The sequence below is a fragment of the Massilia sp. FBCC-B171 genome (assembly GCF_059134155.1).
The window spans coordinates 58,915-81,900 of record NZ_CP101443.1; the positions used below are offsets into that span (position 1 = coordinate 58,915).

Below are 22,986 nucleotides of genomic sequence, written 5' to 3' on the forward strand. Positions count from 1 at the left end.
TCAGCGCAGCATGTCGATGTGCTGGATACCGTCTTCGTCGTAAGGGGCAGAGACGGTCTCGAAGCCGAAATCCTGATAAAACTTTTCCAGCCGCTGCTGGGCGCCGATACGGATGCGGTGGCCCGGGTGCAGCTGCTCGGCGTACTGGATGCCGTGGGCGACCAGTTCGCGTCCGGCGCCGGTGCCGCGCACGTCGTTCGTCGTCAGGATGCGGCCCAGCGACATCTCGTCGTATTTCGCGCCCGGCGCCAGGCAGCGCAGGTAGGCCACCAGCACACTCCGCCCGCCGATGTCGCGCCAGCCGAGCAGGTGATGGGCGTCGAGGTCGTAGCCGTCGATGTCCGGATACAGGCAGGTTTGCTCGAGGATGAACACGCCCTGGCGCTGGGCCAGTACTTCATACAGTTGCGCGCCGGAGAGGTCGGCGAAGCTGCACCATTGCCATTCGATCATGTGTGAATCCCTGAGTTAAAGAGTGGCCGCCGTCTCGAAACCTTCGAGCACGTTGACTGTGTGGATGCCGATGTCGGCCTGCGCCTGGCCGCCTTCGAACACGAAGGCGGTCGGCACACCAAGCCAGGCGATGCGTTCGCCGATGCGCAGGTAATCCGCGCCGCTCAGTGCAAAGCCGGCGTTCGCGCCGGCGTCCGGATCGCCGCCGCGGGCGCCCACGCCGAGCGACACCACCAGCGCCTCGGGCGCGAACATGCCCAGCTTCAGGCAGGCCGTCTCCAGCGCCGTGAACCATTGCGCGGCGCTTGTCGCGCGCGCCAGCGGCAGGTTCATGTTGTAGCCGCTGCCTTCGCCGGCGCCCGTTTCGTCGGCGTGGCCGCTATAAAACGGAAAGTCCATGCGCGGGTCGGCGTGCAGCGAGAGGGTCAGCACGTCGCTGCGGCCATAAAAAATGGCCTGGGTGCCGCTGCCGTGGTGGTAGTCGATGTCGAGGATGGCCACGCGTTTCATGCCGTCGTCGAGCAGGTGCTGGGCGGCCAGCGCCGCATTGTTGAGGAAGCAGCCGCCGCCCAGGAAGTCGGCGCCGGCATGGTGGCCGGGCGGGCGGGTCAGGGCGAAGCTGGCGCGCTGGCCCAGGCGCAGTGCGTGCGCCGCGTTGATGGCGCAGTCGGCGCCGGTTTTCGCCGCGTTCCAGGTGCCGGCCGTGAGCGGCGTGGCGTCCATCGAATACAGGCCGAGGCAGCCGCTGAAACTGTCCGGCTCGATGTCGCTGCGCAGGCCGCGCACCGGCCAGCTCGCCGCCTGCGCGTCAAGGTCGGCATTGCGTGGATCGAGCGCCAGCCACCCGCTCCAGGCGCTGCGTAAAAAATGCAGGTAGCGCGCGCTGTGGATGCGTTCGAGCGACACCAGCGGCGCGCGGTGCGGGGTGACGATCTCGCCCAGAGCGCGCCGCTGCAGCTCTTTCAATACCAGCTCGACCCGCTCGGGCTTTTCAAACGCCGCCGCGCCCTGCGGCCGCGCAGCTCTCGCGCGGTGCAGGGCATGGTGTTCGTTATAAAAAGTGAGCAAGGCTTACCTTACTGATGGTTGCCGCACAGGGTACTGGTGTTATACGCCGCCACGAAGTCGTCGAAGCTGCCGGTGTCCTGCTGTTCGATCGCCGCCTGTTCGGCCAGCGAGGCGGCCGCCATCTCGGCGAACACCGCTTCCTCGGCCGGCATCAGGGGGCTTTCGCGGAAGTAGGCGGCATGCAGTTCGCTCTGGCGCAGGCCGAAGGCCGCGGCCGAACCGAGTTTGCGCACTTCGTCCAGCACGCGCGCCGACGGCGTCTTGCTCGGGTCGGCGACCTTGGCCTTTTGCTGCGCCAGCGAGGCTTCGTGCACGCCGCTTTCGTTGTGCTCTTCGTCGAGCAGGCGCGCCAGCGGACGGATGCGTTCGATCAGCTCGTCGGCCCAGGCCGAGAGCAGCACTTCCTCGCCATCGCGGGTGAGCGTCAGGTCGGGGCGGCGCCCTTCCTTGACCGTGCGCGCGAAGTTGCGGGCGTGGATTTGCCCTTCGGCGGCGCTGATCATCGGGCTCTCGTCGAGCGCGCAGAAGAGTAAAAAAGCGTCGAGGAAGCGGCCGGTCTCGATGGAAATCCCGATCGGCTCGAAGGGATCGACGTCCAGGCAGCGCACCTCGATGTACTGCACGCCGCGGTTGCACAGTGCCTGCACCGGCCGCTCGCCGGTGCGGATCACGCGCTTCGGACGGATCGTCGAATAGTATTCGTTCTCGATCTGCAGCACGTTGGTCGACAGCTGGATCCACTCGCCATCGCGTTTGGTGCCGATTTCCTGGTAAGGCGGATACGGGCGGTTGACCGCATCCATCAGGCTCGTGACATAGCTTTCCAGGCTGTTTTCGTGCGGGCGCAGGCCGGACTGGGCGTCGTTCTGGTAGCCCAGGTCGCTCATGCGCAGGCTGGTCGCATACGGCAGGTACAGCGTATCGTCGGACAGCGTTTCCAGCGCATGCTCGCGCCCGCGCAGGAAGCTCTTGGTCAGTGCCGGCGAGGCGCCGAACAGGTACATCAGCAGCCAGGCATAGCGGCGGAAGTTGCGGATGGTGGCGATATAGCTTTCGGACTGGAAGTCGCGCAAGGCGCTGCGCCGCTCTTCGGGAATGCCGTCGCTGGCCAGGATCAGCCCCCAGAGCTGCTCCGGCAGCGAGTAATTGTAGTGAATGCCGGCGATGCATTGCATCGCCTTGCCATAGCGCAGGGCCAGGCCGCGGCGGTACACGTGCTTGAGCATGCCGATGTTCGAGGTGCCGTACCAGCCGATCTCGATGTCTTCTTCGGCAGGCAGTTCGCCCGGCATCGAGGAGCTCCACAGCATCTCGTCGCCCAGCTTGGCGTAGCCGAAGCGGTGGATCGCGTCGAGGCGGTGCAGCGCCAGGCCGATGTCGTGCTCGGCCGGGGTGATGAATTCGAGCAGCGCCTCGGCGTAGTCGGTCGTGATTTGCGGGTGCGTCAGCGCCGAGCCGAGCTGGACCGGATGAGGCGTGCGCGCGAGCTGGCCGTGCGCGTCGACGCGCAGGGTTTCGCGTTCGATGCCGCGCAGGCCCTGGCCAAGCAGGCCACGGTGGGCATCGTCGTCCAGCAGGGCCAGGCGGCGGGTCAGTTGGTTCGACACGGGTGTTTCCTTTCTTATACTGCCATAGCGATGATTTGGTGCAGAGAGTAACCGAAAATCGGGCAGCGCGTCGGTGGCCGGATCATTTCCCGGGGCCGCCGCCGGCCGCGCCCGAGCGGCGCCCGGCGCTGCCTTCAACCGGACGCGGGCGGGGGCGGTGCGGGCAGCGCGCCAGCCGCTTCCGGCTCGGGCGTGCGCCCCGGGGGCGCGTCTTCTCCGGGACGCTTGCCGGGTGCGGTCGCGGGCGCTTTGTCGGGCGGCTTGGCCGGTGCCGCGGCCGGGGCATCGGCAGCGTCGGCGGCAGGCTTGGCGGGTGCGGTGTCGGCGGGCGGCTTGGCAGGCGCCGGCGCCGGGGCCGGCGTGGCGCCGGCCTTGGGCGCTGCGGCGGCTGCCGGCTCCGGCCCGTTCACCTGGACCGACAGCCATTTATTCATCTCGCGCTCGAGCAGCGGCAGCGGCAGCACGCCGTTGCCGAGCAGCGCATCGTGAAAGCGGCGCGTATCGAAGCGCGCGCCGAGCGCCGCCTGCGCCTTCTCGCGCATGGCGCTGATGCGCAATTGCCCCGCCTTGTAGCTCAGCGCCTGTGCCGGCTGGGCGATGTAGCGGTCGATCTCGACCTCGTTGTCCTGCAGCGCGTTGGCGGTGTTCGCATTTAAATAGTCGAGCGCCTGCTGGCGCGGCCAGCCGAGCGCGTGGATGCCGGTATCGACCACCAGCCGCGCGGCGCGGAACATCTCGTCGTTCAGGTAGCCGAAGCGCGAGAATGGATCGCGAAAGAAGCCCAGCTCCGTTCCCAGGCTCTCGGCATAGGTGGCCCAGCCTTCGCCGAAGGCGTCGTCCCAGCCGTTGCGGCGAAATGCCGGCAGCTCGCGCAGGCTGCGCGCGCGCGCCACTTGCAGGTGGTGGCCGGGAACGGCTTCGTGCAGGGCCAGCGTTTCGACTTCCCACAGCGGCTGGGTATCGAGGCGCTCGGTATTGACCACCAGCGCCGCGCTGCGTTCCAGCGTGCCGGCTTCGTAATAGGCCGCCACCTGGCTGCCGGCGCCGGCCTGGCCGAGGCGCTTGACGCCGATCTCCACGTCGGGCAGCGTGCCGAACAGGGCCGGCAGGCGCAGCGTGGCGCGCTCGATCACGCGCCGGTAGCGCGCCAGCAGCACTTCCGGCTCGCGCGCAAACAGGCGCTTGTCGTCGCGCGCAAAGGCGAGGAACTGGGGCAGGCTGCCGCGAAAGCCGGTGCGGCCGATGGTCTGCATCATCGCGGCGCGCAGGCGCGCCACTTCCTTGAGGCCCAGCGCGTGCAGTTCGAGCGGGGTCAGTTCGCCGCCGGTGGCATTCCGAGCCAGGAAGGCGTAGTAACCGGGGCCGCCGGGCAGGGTGGACGCGCCCAGGGTCTCGCGCGCGGCAGGCAGGTATTCGCTGCGCACCATCTCTTCCAGGCGCCGCAGGGCGGGCGCCACGCTGTCGGTCAGGGCCGCCGTGCCGGCCGCCAGCAATTCCTCGCGCAGCTTGCTGTCGATGGTGGCGGGAATGCGCCGCAGCGGCGCGCCCAGCGGACCCTCGTTGAGGTTCTTGCGCAGCGCCCGCAGCAGCTCCGGCACCTCGCGCATGCTCGCTTTCGGCGCGGTCCAGCCGCTCTTCACGCCTTCGCGCAGCTGCTCGATCAGGCCGTCGACGTGGCCGGGCAAGGCGTTCAGGCGGGCGATGTAATTGCGGTAGTCTTCTTCGCTGGCGAAGGGCGTCTGGGCGACCAGGCGCGGCAGGCGCACGTGCAGGCCGTCCCAGGCCGTCAGCGCTTGCGGGTCGACCAGGGTAAAAGCGCGCGTGGCGAGCTGGCGCTCCTGGTCGAACACGAACAGGTCGAGCGACAGGCGTTCCTGCGCGCCCAGGCCGGCGCGCTCGATGGCGCGCGCTTCATCGAGCATGCTGCGGGCGTGCTCGCGCCGGGCGCGCACGGCGGCCAGCGACAGGTCGGTCAGGCGGTCGTTATAGCGGCGCTCGCCGAGCGAGGTCGCGTACTCCGGGTACTGCTCGAGGCGCCACTGCCAGTCGCGCTCGAACAGCGCCGCCGCCGGTCCCGGCCCGCTGCGGGCGGCGCCGTGGATCAGTGCGGTGGACAGCAGCAGGAGGGCGAGTAGGCGTCGCATCGGGGAAGGAAGGTGGGGATGTGAGCATTGTAACAACGCTGACAAGAAGGCCGCGCACCGCGCAGCCTGCGGGGGGGGGGAAACCTGTATAGCACAGACACATAGGTAACAGGTGTCTAGACACATAGGTGACACTGCCGGGTTAAATTTTAGCGCCTTGTAAGTTGAATTTGGGTGACCTCTCGGTTACAGAAAATCACTTGGAAGAGCCCGTCTTCGTTGGCTGGACGGATGGCTACGTGCTCACCTGTTAAACCCTCGCCGACGAAGTAGTCGTGTCCTTTGAAGGTGAGCTGGCCATGTTGCCGGACCCGGCGCACGATGTCTTCATGGTCGTATTCAATAGCCGGTGGCTGAGCCGGAAGAGCCCTGGCACTGCGATGGTATCGCGTAATCGGTGGTTTCTGTCCTAAGGCTTCGTGGGGGCGTATCAGGTTGTACTGGTCACGCCATTCATCGAAAGCGACCTGGCATGCCGATATCGAATTGAAGCCGAAGCGTGCGAGCAAGTCGCGCTTGAGCGTACGGTGAAAGCGCTCGTCCTTGCCCTGGGTTTGCGGGTGAAGCGGCCTGCTATGGCTGACGCGAATTCCAAGACGAATGAGCCAGACTTCCAGGCGCGATAAGGTCTCGTGTCCTGACGTTCCCCATGGCGGGCCGTTATCACAGGTAATTCGTTCGGGTAGCCCATACAACTGAAATGCCCGCGTCAGCGCGCTGCGCACCTCGTCGCCAGTCTCGCCCGAGCAGGCAGTCAATGCGATGGAAAAGCGCGAATAGTCGTCCAGAACAGTCAGCGGGTGGCAACGGCCGGCACGTGGATCGGTCAATGCGAAATGACCTTTGAAATCCATTTGCCAAAGCTGGTTAGGCGCCTCATGCTCGAAGCGCTTCGTTGCCGGCCTGGTTCGATCGGATTGCGGCACCAGTTGGCAACCATGCCGACGCAGGATCGCGGCAATCGTATTTGGGTGCGGCGCAATGTCGTCAGGCAGCAAGGCACGCAACTTGCGCGCTCCCCAGCACGGGTACCTCTTATGCAATGCCAATACCTGTTCCTCGACTCTGGCGCTGCAGCGTCGGGGCATTGATAACGGACGCCTGGAACGGTCGTTCAGGCCCTCCTTGCCGTGTTCGAGGTAGAGATTGCGCCACTTGTAGCCTGTCTTTCGGCTGACGCCGAAAGACAGGCACAGGGCCTGCATGTCCGTGTTGGGCTCTGCCGCCAACATCGCAAACTCGAGTCGAGAAGACATTTGGTTACTCTCTTTCCAGGGCATCGCACACTCCATTTGTAGGCTGTGCAATGATCATAAAAGTGTTACCTATGTCTCTAGACAAGTGTTACCTATGTCCCTGTGCTGAACAAAACCGTGCCAACACGGCGCAAAGTTCCGCGTGGGCACGGAGTGCCCACCCTACGAGGCGCGGCGCCCGCCGCTGACGCGCTCGATCCCGCCCAGATCGCGCCAGCTCCGGACCTCGGTGTAGCCGGCGTCAAGCAGCAGGGTACGCACCGCCTCGGCCTGGTCATAGCCATGCTCGAGCAGCAGCCAGCCGCCGGCGACCAGATGGGCGGGCGCGCCCTTGATGATGGTGCGCAGCGCCGCCAGGCCGTCGGCGAAATCGGTCAGTGCGCCGCTCGGCTCGAAGCGCAAGTCGCCCTGCGCCAGGTGTTCGTCGCCTGAAGCGATATACGGGGGATTCGAGGCGATCAGGTCGAATGCTTCGTCGTTCAATGCCGTGAACCAGTCGCTGCGCAGGAAGCGCACGGCGGCGCCGTTCGCGGCGGCGTTCGCGCGCGCCACCGCCAGCGCTTCCTCGCTCAGGTCGAGGGCGGTGACGGCGGCGTCAGGCCGCGTGTGCGCCACGGCGACCGCGATCGCGCCGCTGCCGGTACCCATGTCGAGCAGGCGCGCGCGCGCGACCAGGCGTTCCAATACCAGTTCGACGATCAGTTCGGTATCCGGGCGCGGAATCAGCACGGCCGGGCTGACCTGGAAGGGCAGGCCGAAAAATTCGCGCTGGCCGACGATATAGGCGATCGGTTCGCCCGCCTGGCGGCGCGCCACCAGCGCGGCGAGCTGCGCCGCCTCAATGTCGTTCAGCACGCGCTCGGACTGGGTGATCAAGCCGACCCGGGTCAGCGCCAGCGCATGGCACAGCAGGATGCGGTTTTCCAGCGGGTCGAGCGGCAGGCCGGCCTGCAGCGCTTTGACGGTGGCGCCGGCGGCGATCTTCATCGTGCGTAGCGTCCCGGGGTTTTACTCACCAGGAACCAGACCAGGGCCAGCGTCAGCAGCACGAACCAGACGGCCGACCACTGCGGGATCGACAGGCCCAGGATGCCGTCGGTGGCGCTCTCGCACAGGCCTTCGGCCTTGAACAGCCATGGCATCAGGGTGGCCGTCGGGATTTTATTCAGCGCCGTCTCCATCGGATCGATACCGCAGGAAAAACCGGGATTGGCCAGCACATACAAATGTTTGCCGACCACGCCCAGGCCGCCCAGCGCCGCCAGCAGCGCCACGCCGGCGCCGGCGCGCAGCTTGCCGGAGAGGGCCCCGGCCAGGGCGGCGATGCCGACCGCGAGGAACAGGTAGCGCTGGATCACGCACAGCGGGCAGGGCAGCATGTCGTGCGCGTGCTGCAGGTAGACGGCGACGCCGACCAGCGCGAAGCTGATGAGGGAAATGATCAGGAGTGGAGTGCGGGAACGTGGCATCGCTTGATAGCTTTCGTGGTCGGGAGATGGGCGCGATTCTCGCATACGCGGGAACCGCCGCCGCATTTTCACATTGGCAAGACCTGACTGACTTAGCGCGGCCTTAATCGCCCAGCGCCGCCAGCAATTCGGCCTGGTGCTCGGCGGCCAGCGCATTGGTCAGGTCGAGCAGGTCGCCGTCCATAATAAAATCGAGTTTATACAGGGTCAGGTTGATGCGGTGGTCGGTCAGCCTCCCCTGCGGGAAGTTGTAGGTGCGGATCCGTTCGCTGCGGTCGCCCGAGCCGATCAGGCTCTTGCGGGTGGCCGCTTCCTTCGATTGCTGCTCGCGCAGCTGCACGTCCTTGATTCGCGCGGCCAGCACCTTCATGGCCTGCGCCTTGTTCTTGTGCTGGCTGCGGTCGTCCTGGCATTCGACCACGATCCCCGTCGGCAGGTGGGTCAGGCGCACCGCCGAATCGGTTTTGTTGATGTGCTGGCCGCCGGCGCCCGAAGCACGGTAGGTGTCGATGCGCAGGTCGGCCGGGTTGATGTTGACGTCTTCGACCTCGTCCGCCTCGGGCATCACGGCCACCGTGCAGGCCGAGGTATGGATGCGGCCTTGCGTTTCGGTGGCCGGCACGCGCTGCACGCGGTGGCCGCCCGATTCGAATTTGAGTTTCGAGTACACGCCATTGCCGATCACGCGCACGATGACTTCGCGGTAGCCGCCCAGGTCCGAGCTCGACTCCGACACCATCTCGACCTGCCAGCGATTGCGCTCGGCAAAGCGCGTGTACATGCGCAGCAGGTCGCCCGCGAACAGGGCCGATTCGTCGCCGCCGGTGCCGGCACGGATCTCCAGGAAGATGTTGCGCTCGTCGTTTTCATCTTTTGGCAGCAGCATCTTTTGCAGGTCGAGATCGAGGGCGGCCAGGCGCGCTTTGGCCGACTCGATTTCCTCCTGCGCGAACTCTTTCATCTCCGGATCGGCCAGCATCTCCTGGGCCGCGGCGATGTCGCCATTCGCGTCCTGGTACTGGCGGTAGAGCGCGACCAGCGGGCCGATCTCGGCGTGCTCGCGCGTCATCTTCCGATAATTGTCCATGTTGGCGGTGGCGCCTTCATGGGTCAGCAATTCGTCGAGTTCGACCAGGCGGTTCGCGAGTTGGTCCAGCTTGGCCAGCATCGATGGTTTCATAGTTTTTTCAGTCGTGCAGAAGGGATGACGGGGCGGCGCGCGAACGCCGGGACGCGCCCGGGGAGGCGCAACTGCGGAAAATAAGCGCTAACGGCGGCCGCGGAACAGCTGGGGCAGCAGGCTGGCCAGGCGCGCGCGCTCGTCGCCCTCGGCGCGGTGCAGCGCCTGCTGCGGGCCGTGCAGGAATTTGGCGGTCAGGCCTTTAGATAAAGCTTCGAGCACGGCGTCGGGATCTTCGCCGCGCGCCAGCAGTTTGCGGGCGCGTTCGAGTTCGGCCAGGCGCAGCGCCTCGCTCGACTCGTGCAGTTGCTGAATCACGGGGACCACCGCGCGGTCGCCGATCCAGTGCATGAAAGAGGCGACCCGGGTCTCGATGATGGCTTCGGCCTGGGCCACGGCCGCCTGCCGGCTTTCCATCCCGGTTTGCACCACTTGCGCCAGGTCGTCGACCGTGTACAGGAACACGTCGTCGAGTCGCGCGACTTCGGGTTCGATATCGCGCGGCACGGCCAGGTCGGCCATGAAGACCGGGCGGTGGCGCCGCGCTTTGATGGCGCGCTCCACCAGGCCCAGGCCCAGCAGCGGCAGCGTGGAGGCGGTGCAGGAGACGACGATGTCGAATTGCGCCAGGCAGTCGGGCAGGTCGGCCAGGCGGATCGCGCGCGCGTTCAGGCGCGTGGCGAGCGACTCGCCGCGCTCCATGGTGCGGTTGGCGATGGTGATCGATTTCGGGTTGTGCGCGGCGAAGTGCGCGGCGCACAGTTCGATCATTTCGCCGGCGCCGATGAACAGTACGTGCTGGTCGGCGATGCTGTCGAAAATGCGCTGCGACAGGCGCACGCAGGCCGCCGCCATCGACACGCTGTGGGCGCCGATCTCGGTGGTGGTGCGTACTTCCTTGGCCACGGCAAAGCTGCGCTGGAACAGCTGGTGCAAATAGGTACCCAGGCCGCCCGCCTGGTCGGCGGTGCGCACCGCGTCCTTCATCTGGCCGAGGATTTGCGGCTCGCCCAGCACCATCGAATCGAGCCCGGAGGCGACGCGGAAGGCGTGGCGCACGGCGTCGCCCTGCGGCAGCATGTACAGGTGCGGACGCAGTTCGGCGTAATTCAGGGCGTGGTAGTGGGCCAGGAACTGGGCCGAGGCGTCGAGCGGCTGCGGCACGCCGCTGGCGGCGTACAGTTCGGTGCGGTTGCAGGTGGAGAGGATGGCCGCTTCGTCGCCGCCAGGGGTATCGCCGCCGAAGCGGCCGAACCATTCGCGCGCCGAGTGGACGGCACGTCCCAGCTGCTCAGGCCCGAGCGCCAGCTGCTCGCGCAGCGAGACCGGTGCGGTCGTGTGGTTCAGGCCAACGGCGAGCAATTGCATGCTGGGGTGAAGGAAGGGAAACGGTGAGGATCATTATACCCCTATGCGCGCAGGGCATGCGGCCCCGGGCGGCCCGCGCATGGGTGCGGCGGGCCAATCCGACACTTAGAGAGCGCCTAACAAAACCGTCAGGGCAAGGCGCAGCGCCGAAGACAGTACGCAGGTACGGCGAGGCGTTGCAACGCTGCCATGATGGTTTTGTTAGGCGCTCTTACGCGGCGCCCAGCTTTTCCAGGCGGTAGCCGTAGCTGTACACCGGCACCAGCCGGAAACCATTTTCCGGACGCAGGCTGAGCTTGTTACGCACGCGCGACACGTGGGTGTCCATGGTGCGCGAGGGCACGGCCGTTTCGCGGACCCACACCGCTTCATGGATATAGGCGCGCGACAGCGGGCGGCCGATGTTGCGGAAGAACAGCAGGGCCAGGTAAAACTCTTTCTGGGTGACGTCGATGACGCTGCCGTCCTTCAGCAGGCGTCCCGGACGCGTCTCGAAGACGTAGGAACCGAACTGCAGCTGCTCGGTGCCGGTCTGGGCAGGATAAGCGCGGCGCAGCAGGGCCGATACGCGGGCCACCAGCTCGCCGCGGCGCAAGGGTTTGACCAGGTAGTCGTCGGCGCCGGCGGCCATGCCGGCCACGATGTCGTCTTCGGCGCTGCCGTTGACGAGGAACATCGCCGGGGCGTCGGGGGCCATTTTCTCCTTGGCGCGGCGCAGGATGTCGGCCGACCCCGCGTCGCCGGCAGGCCAGTCCATGATCAGGAGATCGGTACTGTCCTTGCGCAGCTGCGCCACCATATCCTTGCCGCTGTCAAAGAACTGGCAACTGTGGCCGGCGGCACTGAGTACCTGGCAAACGAGGTCTGCTTGACTACGGTCATTATCGAGGACGGCTATTCTCATGGAGGCACATTATTTGTCAAATTCGTTCGTAGGATGAGTCCTACAACGTTAAACCGACTATATCAGACTTTGACAAAATAATGCTAATCGTAAACTTCCATTTTTTAACGAAAGAAGGTAGATGATGAACAATGGGGGCGTTCTCTCAGCATTTCTCACTCTATGCGCGCTCAATTCCGACACTTTTGTAGGAGTGCCCCTAGCTTGAACTCTTGCCGCAGAAATGCAACATCCATGGCCAAAAAACAACAGTGTTTCTTGGGTTTACCAACTTGCAGGTAAAAAAGGCGTGCTACCCGATGTAGGACGGGTGGCAGAGAGGGCGGGCAGGGCCGCAAATGAAAAAAGGCGCCCGGTGGAACCGGACGCCTTTGCTGGAGCAGGGGACCTCGATGCCTCAGGCGTCGGGCAGCACCACGTTCACGTCGAGTACTTCCAGGTTGCCCTGGCGGTCGAGTGAAATCTTGATGTCGTCGGCGTTGACCTTGGTGTACTTCGAAATCACTTCGATCAGTTCGCGGTGCAGTGCCGGCAGGAAATCCGGGCCGGTGCGGTTGGTGCGCTCGCGTGCGATGATGATTTGCAGCCGTTCCTTGGCCGCAGTCGCGCTCTTCTTCTTTTCAGGGAACAGGAATGAGAGCAAGGCCATGTCATTTTGCCCCAAAGATGCGCTGCAGCAGGCCCGGCTTTTCGTAGTTCGTGAAGCGCAGCGGACGCTCTTCGCCCAGGAAGCGGGCGACCACGTCCTCATACGCCTCGGCCACGTCGGTACCCTTGAAATGGATCGCCGGATTGCCCTGGTTCGATGCGTGCAGCACCGATTCCGATTCCGGAATGATGCCGATCAGCGGAATGCGCAGGATTTCCTGCACGTCCTGGTAGGACAGCATTTCGTCGTTTTCGACGCGCTTGGGCGAATAACGGGTGATCAGCAGGTGTTCCTTGACCGGCTCGCCGCCGGTCTGGGCGCGGCGCGACTTGGCCTGGATGATGCCGAGGATGCGGTCGGAATCGCGCACCGAGGACACTTCCGGGTTGGTCACGATCAGCGCCTCATCGGCGAAGGTCAAGGCCATCAGGGCGCCATGTTCGATACCGGCCGGCGAATCGCAGATGATGAACTCGAAGTCCATTTTCACCAGCTCGTTGAGCACGCGCTCGATGCCGTCTTCCGACAGGGCATCCTTGTCGCGGGTCTGCGAGGCAGGCAGGATGAACAGGTTGTCGCAGTGCTTGTCCTTGATCAGGGCCTGGTTCAGCGTCGCCTCGCCATTGACCACATTGACCAGGTCGTACACCACGCGGCGTTCGCAGCCCATGATCAGGTCGAGGTTTCGCAGGCCGACATCGAAGTCCAGCACGGCGGTCTTGTGGCCGCGCAGGGCCAGGCCGGTGGAGAAGCTTGCGCTCGAGGTGGTTTTGCCCACGCCGCCCTTGCCGGACGTCACAACAATAATTCTTGCCACAAAAGTGTCCTTTACAGTATCTGGTAGTGCCTGGCCTAGCGCGTCGAAGCCGGAGTCAGCGATGATATATCGATCCGGTCGCCGACCAGGCGAATTTGTGCCGGCTGGCGTGCCAGCTCGGCCGGGAAGCCGTCGTCGAAGGTGCGGTACACGCCTGCGATCGACACCAGTTCAGGTTGCAGCGACAGGCCGAAAATACGCGAATCGGCATTGCCCGAGGCGCCCGCCAGTGCGCGGCCATGCATCGGCGCGTACACGTGGATGCTGCCGTCGGCAATGATCTCGGCGCCATTGTTGACCGACGCGGTGACGATCAGGTCGCAGCCGCGCGCATACACGCGCTGGCCGGCGCGCACCGGCGTGTCGACGATCATCGCCGGCAGCGCGAGCGTTTGCGGCGCCGGGGGCACCGGCGCCGGGGCAGGCGCCGCGGCCGGCGCGATCGTCACGGCGGCGGCCGCCGCGGCCACGTCTTCGCGCGCACGGTCGGCGCCGGCGCCGTCGTCGAGCGCCAGGCCGCGCGCCTTGATGGCCTCGCTCATGTCCGGGGTGGCGCCGCGCACGGCGACCGCGTTCAGGCGGTATTTCTTGAGCAGGTCGACCAGCGTGCGCCAGTCGATATAGGTGCGGTCGGCGGCAATCGCGCCGACGTCGATCACCGCGAATTCATCCTCGAAAAAGTCCGAGACGCCGCCGGTCATCTGCTTGAGGGCCGCATCGATCGCAATCGGGTCGCTCGAATGCAGGATCGCCGAGATGGCGACGACCGTGGAGATCTTGATTTCGATGGGCAGGCTGGACGGGCTTTTCGACATAAATGGTTCAGGTTGGATTAGCCCGTGCATTCTACTGTGAAATTTGCTGAGAAGGACAGCATTTCCCCTATCATGCCATAGGGCAACTGACGGTCTGATCACGTTCCGTATTTTGCCGGAAAACACCCTGCGGAACCCCTTAGCAACCTATTGGCTTTACTGGTTGTTTTCCGTGGATAAGCTGATAAGATTGACTTCGCTCAAACGTAAACGCGAGCGTGAAAACTAACATGCGAGGTTTCCGCCAGGCCGAATCGGCAGCCGTGCGCAGCATCCCGGGTGTGCAGCCGAACCATCGCTACAGGGCATAGCGGGCGACCGCGGCCCTTCAACCTGGTTAAGTCCAGAACTGGAGATATCAATGGAAGACGTCGTCATCGTAGCCGCCGGCCGCACCGCGGTCGGCAAATTCGGCGGGTCGCTCGCCAAGATTCCCGCTGCCGAGCTCGGCGCGCAAGTCATCCGCCAGCTGCTGGCGAAAACCGGTATCGATCCGGCCAGCATCAGCGAAGTCATCATGGGCCAGGTGCTCACCGCCGGCGTCGGCCAGAACCCGGCGCGCCAGGCCGCCATCAAGAGCGGCTTGCCCGACATGGTGCCGGCCTACACCATCAATAAAGTCTGCGGCAGCGGCCTGAAGGCCACCCACCTGGCGACCCAGGCGATCCGCTGCGGCGACGCCAGCATCGTCATTGCCGGCGGCCAGGAAAACATGAGCGCTTCGCCGCACGTCCTGAACGGCTCGCGCGACGGCTTCCGCATGGGCGACGCGAAACTGGTCGACACCATGATCGTCGACGGCCTGTGGGACGTCTATAACCAGTACCACATGGGCGTCACGGCCGAGAACGTCGCACGCAAGTACGACATCTCGCGCGCCGAGCAGGACCAGTTCGCACTGAACTCGCAGCTGAAGGCCGAAGCAGCCCAGGCGGCCGGCAAGTTCAAGGACGAAATCATCCCGATCGAGATCCCTTCCAAAAAGGGCACGGTCGTCTTCGACACCGACGAGTATCCGAAAGCGGGCAGCACGATCGAGGCCTTGAGCAGCCTGCGTCCGGCCTTCAACAAGGAAGGCACTGTCACCGCCGGCAATGCGTCCGGCCTCAATGACGGCGCCGCCGCCGTGATCATGATGAGCGCCTCGAAAGCGCGCGAACTGGGCCTGACCCCGCTGGCGCGCATCAAGGCTTATTCGTCCTCGGGCCTGGACCCGACCATCATGGGCATGGGCCCGGTATCGGCCTCGCGCCTGTGCCTGCAAAAGGCCGGCTGGACCCACGACCAGGTCGACCTGATGGAAATCAACGAAGCCTTTGCCGCGCAAGCCGTGGCGGTCAACAAGGAAATGGGCTGGGATACGTCGAAGATCAACGTCAACGGCGGCGCGATCGCGCTCGGCCACCCGATCGGCGCCTCCGGCGCCCGGGTGCTGGTGACCCTGCTGCATGAAATGATCCGGCGCGACGCCAAGCGCGGACTGGCCAGCCTGTGCATCGGCGGCGGAATGGGCGTGGCGCTGGCGGTAGAGCGCGATTGACGGGTCCTGTAGTGCGTGAGGGCGCTGCGGGGTCGAGCGCAGCCCCTTGACTGATCGACATAAAAAAATTGGAGAAGACAATGGCACGAGTAGCTTTAGTTACGGGTGGTATGGGCGGTCTGGGCGAGGCAGTGTGCATCAAGCTGGCGGCACTCGGCTATACGGTCGTCACGACCCATTCGCCGGGCAATACCAAGGCCGAGGGCTGGCTGGCCTCGATGCGCGACCAGGGCTTCAACTTCAAGGCCTATCCGTGCGACGTGTCCGACTATGATTCGGCCCAGGCCTGCGTAGCCCAGGTCGAGAAGGAAGTCGGCCCGGTCGACGTGCTGGTGAATAACGCCGGCATCACGCGCGACATGACCTTCAAGAGGATGGACAAGCCGAACTGGGACGCGGTCATGAAGACCAACCTCGATTCCGTGTTCAACATGACCAAGCCGGTCTGCGACGGCATGGTCGAACGCGGCTGGGGCCGCATCATCAACATCTCGTCGGTGAACGGCCAGAAGGGCGCCTTCGGCCAGACCAACTACTCGGCCGCCAAAGCCGGCATGCACGGCTTCACCAAGGCGCTGGCGCTGGAAGTGGCGCGCAAGGGCGTGACCGTCAACACCATTTCGCCAGGCTATATCGGCACCAAGATGGTGATGGAGATCCCAAGTGAAGTGCTGGAAAGCAAGATCATCCCGCAAATTCCGATGGGCCGCCTCGGCAAGCCGGACGAAGTCGCCGGCCTGGTCGCCTATCTGTCGTCGGACGAAGCCGCTTTCGTGACCGGCGCGAATATCGCGATCAATGGCGGGCAGCACATGTCTTGATCGTTCACCGAATGCCTGTTAAGGGCGCTCAAACTGGGAAGAAGGCCGGGACAAATAACTGTTCCGGCTTTTTTATGAAGCTACTGCCGTCGGTCGTCAAGCCGCTTGCTCGTCATTAGGGGCGGACTTATTGACATCCTGAACAACTTGGCCGCCATGCAGGACAATCACGCGCTCTGCCATTTGAATTGTTTCCGGACGGTGCGCGACGATCAGGCGAGTAAGTGGAATTTGCTGAATAGCTTGGTTCACCGCCTGTTCATTCAACACGTCCAAATGACTAGTTGCCTCGTCCAGAACCAAGATTTTCGGGTTCTTGTACAGGGCCCGCGCCAACAGGATGCGTTGCTTCTGTCCGCCCGACAGTCCTGTACCAATATCACCTACCAAGGTGTTAAAAGCCATAGGCATGGCGGCGATTTCAGGTGCGATGGCGGCGAGTGCAGCGCATGTGTAAACACGTTGCATGTCGGCCATCGGATCGAAGAAACTGATGTTATCCGAGATCGATCCGGCAAAAAGAGTGTCGTCCTGCATCACGGTACCTAGCATATAGCGGTAATTCGACAGACCGAGCGTATCCAATGGGATCCCGCCAACACGAATTTCGCCTTCGGTCGGCGTGAGAAGACCAAGCAACAGCTTCATCAGAGTTGTCTTTCCGCAACCAGACGGCCCGGTGATTGCCACGCATTGCCCAGCTCGGATGTTAAGGTTAAGTTCATGGATAACCGCCGGCTCGCTGTCGGAATAGCGGAAACTCAGGTTCCTTATCTCAATCGAAGGCGTGAGATGGCTGACATCGACCTCTACCGCCTCGTCATCCCGTTCTGCTTCCGTAAGCACGATGTCGGCCAAGCGCTCTCCATGCAGGCGCATCATCCGCAATTCGAACAGCTTGTCGATCAGGCTTGCCATGCGCTGGCTGAACTGGTCTTTATAGCTGATAAAGGCGAACATCATTCCGACCGAGAATTCGTTGTTAAGCACACTGAGCGCAGCAAGCCAGACAACGATCACGCGCTCGCTTCCGAACAGTAGAATGTTGACTGTCTGGTAGGAGACCGCGAGCTTTGCGATACGCAGTTGAGCGTTGAATTCGTCGGTCAATGAGTTCATCCAGCCAGAACGGCGCTCTTCGCCGCGTCCGAACAGGCGAATACTCTGCATGCCCCGAACCGTCTCCATGAAGTGACTCTGCTGTTTGGCGGCATGAATGATTTCCTCCGAATTCGCATCTCGCAAAGGACGGAACATCGCCCAGCGCAGTAGCGCGTACAGCAGTACGGCAATGCAAGCCACCGCTGCCAGCGTAGTGCTGTAGAGGAGCATCATGACAAGGGTGCCCAGCACCAGGACACCGTCAATGATCCCTTCAACAAACTCCGTCGTCAGACTGGTCTGGATGCGCTGAATCGAACTGAAGCGTGAGACAATGTCGCCCGTATGGCGCTTCTCGAAGTAGGGTAGGGGCAGCTTCAGAAGGTGGACAAACGCATTGCCCAGCCATTGCAGGTTCAGACTGGTGGACATCACTGTAGTAACCCAAGAACGTACGGCACCGATCGCGGTCTGGAGCAGCATCAGCAGCAGGAACCCGCAACCTAGTACCGTGATCAAGTCGCGATCCGACGCCAGTAGTGCCTCGTCCACGATCCACTGCATGTAGAAGGGCGCGACCAGCGCACAGACTTGCAGTGCCAGACCGAGTGCGAGCAATTGCAACAGGCTGCGGCGCAGACCCAGTACTCGCCCCATTAGCGATACAAGGGAAAACTGTTGGCGATCTTCCTTTCGCTCGAACTGCGCAGTCGGGGTTAGCTCCAGCGCGATTCCCGTAAAGTGCTTGGCGAACTCAGCCATTACCATGCGGCGTTCGCCAACCGCCGGATCGTGCACGACGATGTGCTTGGTCGATACAGACTTGAGAACGACGAAATGGTTCAGGTCCCAATGCAGGATGCACGGCAGCTGCAGCTCAGGCAAATGCTGGAGGTCCAGCTTTAGCGGGCGCGTCTGCAGAGACAGGCCCTTCGCCATTGCCATTAAACCTTTCAGATTGACGCCTTTCATCGACACCGAAAAGCGACGGCGCATGCTCGGGATATCGATCTGATGGCCCCAATAGCTGGCCGCCATGGCCACGCATGCCAAACCGCACTCAGCTCCTTCGGTCTGCAGCAAGACGGGTAGTCGGCGGCTGTTCCAGAATGTTAGATGGGAAAGAATAGGAAGGTACATAGTTCAGCTGCTATCAGAAGTGTGGGAAGCTGCTGCCGTGCCACGCTCACACGGCAGGATGGAGGAAATGCTTGTTCGCTTACATGCGGCCGGAGATACTGAACAGTGGTTCTAATACCCATTCGTATAGCTTGCGTCGTTCGAGCATAACGCTGGCGTCGACCAGCATGCCGGAGCGCAACGGCATCGCTGCTCCATACGCCTGGACGGTTTGTTCGTCGAGTTCGAGACGGATGCGGTAGACTGGCTCCGACTGGGCCGTGCTTGGCATGGCTGCCGCCGAGGTAGGCAGTTCCTCGGGGCGTACCGACGTGGTAGCAACCTCGCGCACGTGCGCCCGGTGTTGACCGAATTTCTGATAGGGAAAAGCCTGGTAGCGCAGTAGTGCCGTCATACCCGGTTTGATGAAGCCGACGGCACGGGAAGGCACATACATTTCCGCTTCAAGCTTGTTGCCCTCGGGCAGAATCGATGCCAGCGAAGTGGAGATGCTGATAGCCTGGCCGAGATTAGAGGTAATTGCCGTGATTGTCCCGCTCTGGCGTGCACGGATTGGAATCTCGCGCCGTGCCTCGTTCTCAGTCAGATCCTGCTCGAGCGTCGACGCATTGCGGCGTAGGGCGTTCTCGTCGCGCAGCGCTTGCACGGTGAGGTCTTGTATCTCTGCTAAGGTACTTGCTAGGTCGCGTTGGATCGCGGAACGGGCCCGTTCGATATCGAGAAAGCGCTGGTGCTGGTCGAGCAGCTCGGCTTCCCGTTCTTGTAGTTGCGCTGGCGATATGTAATTAGTTGCCTTCAATTGAGCGAAGCGCGCCACCGTTTGTTCGGACAGCGCAACGCGCTGCTTTTGCATGAGTGCTTGGTTGTCGAGCCGCTTGATTTCCCCCTGCAGGTCGTGCACACGTCGCTGCAGGGCTGCGTGGCGATATCTAGTCTGTACTTTGGCCTGCTGTAGTTCGTTATGGAAGCTGTCACGGCGCTGCGTCAGCAATTCGGAGATCAATGCTTCCGTAGAACGCGGCGCGGAAGTGCTGCGCTCGCTGGACACGACGAACAATATCTCGCCTTCGCGCACCAACTGACCTTCCTTGACGCGGATTTCTTTGATGACGCCGATCTGGTTAGAAAAAACCCGGATCACCCCGGCGGTAGGAACCAGCATGCCTTGGATCGGCGCTTTGCGGGTCGTCTCGAAAAACAAGAAAAATGCGATGAGCAGAAGTACCAGTGCCGTGAACATGCAAGTAAGAATTACATGACTGACAGGGCGAGTCAGAATGACCGTGCCATACTGGCGAACCGTGATATGGTCAATGGCCTGCCGCCGAAACAAGGTCTCAGACGTGGATATGGAAGGTTCTTTAACAGGTATTTTTTCTACCTGCTCGCCCGAGGTGGTCAAAGTATCGCGCAAGGTAATATCCTCTTAAAAGCCGATGACGAGTTTTTTGCAGTGTGAAATATTTATGATCTGGAAGTTGGCGTTACTAAGGAGTACTTAAAAAGGTTGGTCTCTTAAGACCAATGTAAAACAATGATCGGAAAACGATGGACGGGATATGCTGGTTTTTGCGTGTCTACCGGACTACCAATGAATTTCGACATGTTGCAGCACGCGTTTGCTTTCAAGACGTAGTTCGGGCGCGATCGCTTACAAAATTCGGCCAGCCAGCGGCCGATGGGCAAGCGCGAACAAGACAGGTATTGAATAATAGTATTCGCTAGTTCTCCGTAACGCGTCCTACGATGCCGAAACAGGTTTTTCTTCAGCAGCTGAACGGGTGCTCGACCTTTGTACGCACGCTTTGTCTTGGCACTCTCCGGCTTTTTCCTTCATCCGTCTCAGCGAATGTTTTTTCACGGCTGGCGGAGCACAGTCCAAATTGCAAAAACATAGCGGAGTAATTTTGCATATTTTTGATAGCTTGATCCGCCACGGCGAAAGATGACTGCATTAAACCGGCGTGCTTAAATGAGGATCCCTCCGGCGCTCGAGCAGCGGAGGGATCGGCATTTATTTATACATAGCGGTATAAATGGCTCTGCCCATACTTTCACCGAGGCTGTGTGCTCCATTAAGAGCTGCCATGTAAGCTGCGACACCTATCCAATATCCGCCCGAGACCTGTCCCACCTCGTCTTCGTTCAGTTCATAAAATTTTGAATTCTGTTTCGGAAAATACAATTCATTTTGCATAATTCCTCCTATTGAAATAGTAACGCTTATTTGGATTTACTTGAATCGTCGCTTTTTGCTTTTTGGTATCCATTATAGATGCCGAATCCTAACGCAATGCCAAGGCCAACTACTCCGGCTACAGCGAACCACGCGATTCCTCCATTGACACTGTCAATTTCGTCTTGTTTAAGCTCTTGCATAATAAATTTTCCTTTAATAAATTAATGAGTGAGGTAGTAAAGAGCCTGACCAATGCCAACTCCGAATTCACACGCAGAATTCATTGCTGTCACGATAAAGAACATTACAAGAGCTATTCTCGTTTCGCGAGGAAGAGATTGCTCCAATGAAACTAGATTTTCATAAATGCTCACGAATTACCTCCATGTTGCCTGCGGTTGTTGCTAGGAGGAAAGTAGCATGCGCATAGGCAACGTAATATTGGATTTCATCAATGTTTACAGAGGTGTTGGCTTAATTGTTGATAAATCCCGGGGGCCAAGGTCGAAGCCATGACCCAAGACCTAGGACGAGAAGAGCGATTTTGAAATGCATTGTTTTGTCTATGATGAATTTTCGCGCAGGCTCAATAGTCCAACCTATTTTTCAGGACTTCCTCGGCTGCCAAGGGCGCGGCCAACCCGGGCTATCTTTTGTATCCTGTACGACAGCCCACGGCAAAGCCAACACACCATGGTAAGCAGCGACAACCCTTCCGTCATCGTTCGCCTAAAGCAGTTGCGCTACGACCACTTCATCCGGCGCGTCGCTGATACCGGCCGCGTTTGGGGACTGGTGAGCGACGGCTGGGCCATCGGCAAGACCGACGAGGGCGCGCTGGTGTTTCCGCTGTGGCCGACGAGCGAGCTGGCCGCCCAATGCGCCGTGCTCGAGTGGACGGGTTACCTGCCCCAGGAGTTCGGCTTGCAGGAATTGTTCGAGGACTTGCTGCCCCAGCTCGAAGCCGACGGCATCCTGCCGGGCATCACCTACACGCCCGACGAATACGGGCTCACGCCGACGCACGCCCAATTGCGCCGTGACCTGGCGACGCGGCTGTCGCAAGGCGCGGGCCTGCCGGCCAACCCTGTGGACTGACACACACTCATGCACACCCTCCCTTACGATGGCTTGGCGCTGGGCGCCCTCGACGAACAGTTGCTGCATCCGGGCGTCAAAGGTTTGCCGATTCTCGAACCCCTGCGCCAGGGCGCGATCGGCGTGCAGGGCTGGAATGTGCTGCACGCCGATACCAGCTTCCCGGTGGCGGTGCTGAAAACGTCGGCCCTGCGCCACAACCTCGACTGGATGCGGCGCTTTTGCGAGCGCTACCGGGTGACGCTGGCGCCGCACGGCAAGACGACGATGAGCCCGCAACTCTTCGGCGCCCAGCTGGCCAACGGCGCCTGGGCCATCACGCTGGCGAACGCCACGCAAATCCAGGTCGCGCACCGCTTCGGCGTGCGCCGCGTGCTGCTGGCGAACCAGCTGGTGGCGCCGAGCGACCTCAAGGCGGTGCTGGCGCTGCTGCACGGCGACCCGCATTTCGAATGCATCGTGCTGGCCGATTCGCTGACCGGGGTGGCGCGCCTGGCCGAGGCGGTGGCGCAGCATTCGCTGGCGCGTCCACTGCCGGTGCTGGTCGAGCTCGGCCTGGCCGGTAAACGCGCCGGCTGCCGCACGCTTGAAGCGGCCATCACGGTGGCGCGCGCCATTGCCGGCGCGCCGGGCCTGCAGCTGGCCGGCTTCGAGGGTTACGAGGGTTTATTGGTGAGCGACGAGCGCGGCGCCGACCTGGCCGCGGTCGACGCTTTTCTCGCGCAACTGGTGGAACTGGTGCGCAGCGCCGACGACGAAGGGCTGTTCGAGGGCGCCGAGATCCTGCTTTCGGCCGGCGGTTCGGCCTACTTCGACCTCGTCGCACGGGGTTTTAGCGCCGTGTCCGGGCTGTCGCGGCCGGTCCGCGCCGTGCTGCGCAGCGGCTGCTACCTGACGAGCGACCACGGCACCTATGAACGCATGATCGGCGAACTCAATGCGCGCGAAGGGGAAGGTGACGGCTTGCGCCCGGCCCTCGAAGTCTGGTCCATGGTGCAGTCGCGCCCGGAACCGACGCTGGCGATCCTGACGATGGGAAAGCGCGACGCCTCCTACGACGCCGACCTGCCGACGCCGCTGTGCTACCACCGTCCCGGTCCCGGCACGCCGCACGCGCTGCCGCCGGCATGCGCCATCTTCAAACTCAACGACCAGCACGCCTGCCTGCGCCTGCCCGAAGGACACCCGCTGTGTAGCGAGCTGGCCGTCGGCGACCTGGTTGGCTGCGGCATTTCGCACCCCTGCACCACCTTCGACAAGTGGCCGCTGCTGCTGGGCGTGGACGACGACTATCACGTGCGCGGCGCCTACAATACCTTCTTCTGATTCGGTAAGCCGGTACGCTACAATCCTTGCTCGACCTACAAGAGAGCTGCC

21 protein-coding genes are annotated in these 22,986 nt (G+C 62.6%); 4 read left to right on the forward strand and 17 right to left on the reverse strand.

The genetic code is table 11. The features are described 5' to 3' along the window. The 13 genes from NMB41_RS00340 to minC all read right to left on the reverse strand — a co-directional run bounded on the left by NMB41_RS00340 (nucleotide 1) and on the right by minC (nucleotide 13,730). The gene (locus tag NMB41_RS00340) at nucleotides 1-453 is read right to left on the reverse strand and encodes a GNAT family N-acetyltransferase (RefSeq protein WP_494380515.1); all 453 of its coding nucleotides are present in this window, start codon (nucleotides 451-453) and stop codon (nucleotides 1-3) included. A 15-nt stretch (nucleotides 454-468) separates the two neighbouring features. Further along, nucleotides 469-1,521, reverse strand: a complete 1,053-nt coding sequence (locus NMB41_RS00345) for a histone deacetylase family protein (RefSeq protein ID WP_494380516.1) — start codon at nucleotides 1,519-1,521, stop codon at nucleotides 469-471. Nucleotides 1,522-1,529: 8 nt separating this feature from the next. After that, a complete protein-coding gene (gshA, locus tag NMB41_RS00350) occupies nucleotides 1,530-3,128 on the reverse strand; it encodes a glutamate--cysteine ligase (RefSeq protein ID WP_494380517.1) in 1,599 nt (532 codons plus the stop codon). A gap of 134 nt (nucleotides 3,129-3,262) precedes the next feature. After that, entirely contained in the window at nucleotides 3,263-5,272 is a 2,010-nt protein-coding gene (locus NMB41_RS00355) for a DUF885 domain-containing protein (protein ID WP_494380518.1), read from the reverse strand. A gap of 149 nt (nucleotides 5,273-5,421) precedes the next feature. Then, complete coding sequence (locus NMB41_RS00360) at nucleotides 5,422-6,528, reverse strand: IS481 family transposase (RefSeq protein ID WP_494379720.1); 1,107 nt, start codon at nucleotides 6,526-6,528, stop codon at nucleotides 5,422-5,424. 162 nt (nucleotides 6,529-6,690) lie between these two features. After that, nucleotides 6,691-7,515, reverse strand: a complete 825-nt coding sequence (gene prmC, locus NMB41_RS00365) for a peptide chain release factor N(5)-glutamine methyltransferase (protein WP_494380519.1) — start codon at nucleotides 7,513-7,515, stop codon at nucleotides 6,691-6,693. Next, nucleotides 7,512-7,997: a disulfide bond formation protein B gene (locus NMB41_RS00370; RefSeq protein WP_494380520.1), complete on the reverse strand. Its 486-nt coding sequence runs from the start codon at nucleotides 7,995-7,997 to the stop codon at nucleotides 7,512-7,514. Before NMB41_RS00370 ends, prmC begins: the two co-directional genes overlap by 4 nt. 103 nt (nucleotides 7,998-8,100) lie before the next feature. After that, complete coding sequence (gene prfA / locus NMB41_RS00375; protein WP_494380521.1) at nucleotides 8,101-9,177, reverse strand: peptide chain release factor 1; 1,077 nt, start codon at nucleotides 9,175-9,177, stop codon at nucleotides 8,101-8,103. A gap of 87 nt (nucleotides 9,178-9,264) precedes the next feature. Next, nucleotides 9,265-10,545, reverse strand: a complete 1,281-nt coding sequence (gene hemA / locus NMB41_RS00380; protein ID WP_494380522.1) for a glutamyl-tRNA reductase — start codon at nucleotides 10,543-10,545, stop codon at nucleotides 9,265-9,267. 211 nt (nucleotides 10,546-10,756) lie between these two features. After that, complete coding sequence (locus NMB41_RS00385) at nucleotides 10,757-11,449, reverse strand: response regulator transcription factor (RefSeq protein WP_494380523.1); 693 nt, start codon at nucleotides 11,447-11,449, stop codon at nucleotides 10,757-10,759. Between the two features lie 397 nt (nucleotides 11,450-11,846). Beyond that, entirely contained in the window at nucleotides 11,847-12,098 is a 252-nt protein-coding gene (gene minE, locus NMB41_RS00390) for a cell division topological specificity factor MinE (RefSeq protein ID WP_193687891.1), read from the reverse strand. 1 nt (nucleotide 12,099) lies between these two features. Beyond that, nucleotides 12,100-12,915: a septum site-determining protein MinD gene (gene minD / locus NMB41_RS00395; protein WP_494380524.1), complete on the reverse strand. Its 816-nt coding sequence runs from the start codon at nucleotides 12,913-12,915 to the stop codon at nucleotides 12,100-12,102. A gap of 35 nt (nucleotides 12,916-12,950) precedes the next feature. After that, nucleotides 12,951-13,730, reverse strand: a complete 780-nt coding sequence (gene minC / locus NMB41_RS00400; RefSeq protein WP_494380525.1) for a septum site-determining protein MinC — start codon at nucleotides 13,728-13,730, stop codon at nucleotides 12,951-12,953. Between the two features lie 361 nt (nucleotides 13,731-14,091). Between minC and NMB41_RS00405 the strand changes: the two genes are divergently transcribed. Together NMB41_RS00405 and phbB are read left to right on the forward strand one after the other, a co-directional pair. Next, nucleotides 14,092-15,270 (forward strand): acetyl-CoA C-acetyltransferase, encoded by a 1,179-nt coding sequence (locus tag NMB41_RS00405; RefSeq protein WP_494380526.1) that lies wholly within the window; start codon nucleotides 14,092-14,094, stop codon nucleotides 15,268-15,270. A gap of 80 nt (nucleotides 15,271-15,350) precedes the next feature. Then, on the forward strand, nucleotides 15,351-16,091 hold the full coding sequence (gene phbB, locus NMB41_RS00410) for an acetoacetyl-CoA reductase (RefSeq protein WP_494380527.1): 741 nt from the start codon (nucleotides 15,351-15,353) through the stop codon (nucleotides 16,089-16,091). Between the two features lie 96 nt (nucleotides 16,092-16,187). On the opposite strand, the gene NMB41_RS00415 is transcribed toward phbB, so the two are convergent. The 4 genes from NMB41_RS00415 to NMB41_RS00430 form a co-directional block, all read right to left on the reverse strand. Beyond that, nucleotides 16,188-18,230 carry a peptidase domain-containing ABC transporter gene (locus tag NMB41_RS00415; protein ID WP_494380528.1) on the reverse strand — a complete coding sequence of 681 codons (2,043 nt, stop codon included), beginning with the start codon at nucleotides 18,228-18,230 and terminating at the stop codon, nucleotides 16,188-16,190. Between the two features lie 181 nt (nucleotides 18,231-18,411). Beyond that, nucleotides 18,412-19,746 (reverse strand): HlyD family secretion protein, encoded by a 1,335-nt coding sequence (locus NMB41_RS00420; RefSeq protein ID WP_494380529.1) that lies wholly within the window; start codon nucleotides 19,744-19,746, stop codon nucleotides 18,412-18,414. 600 nt (nucleotides 19,747-20,346) lie between these two features. Continuing rightward, on the reverse strand, nucleotides 20,347-20,529 hold the full coding sequence (locus tag NMB41_RS00425; RefSeq protein ID WP_494380530.1) for a hypothetical protein: 183 nt from the start codon (nucleotides 20,527-20,529) through the stop codon (nucleotides 20,347-20,349). A gap of 26 nt (nucleotides 20,530-20,555) precedes the next feature. Continuing rightward, nucleotides 20,556-20,711, reverse strand: a complete 156-nt coding sequence (locus NMB41_RS00430) for a class IIb bacteriocin, lactobin A/cerein 7B family (protein ID WP_494380531.1) — start codon at nucleotides 20,709-20,711, stop codon at nucleotides 20,556-20,558. 493 nt (nucleotides 20,712-21,204) lie between these two features. Between NMB41_RS00430 and NMB41_RS00435 the strand changes: the two genes are divergently transcribed. Then, on the forward strand, nucleotides 21,205-21,609 hold the full coding sequence (locus tag NMB41_RS00435; RefSeq protein WP_494380532.1) for a DUF2750 domain-containing protein: 405 nt from the start codon (nucleotides 21,205-21,207) through the stop codon (nucleotides 21,607-21,609). 9 nt (nucleotides 21,610-21,618) lie between these two features. Further along, complete coding sequence (locus NMB41_RS00440; RefSeq protein WP_494380533.1) at nucleotides 21,619-22,935, forward strand: amino acid deaminase; 1,317 nt, start codon at nucleotides 21,619-21,621, stop codon at nucleotides 22,933-22,935. Nucleotides 22,936-22,986: the final 51 nt, after the last annotated feature.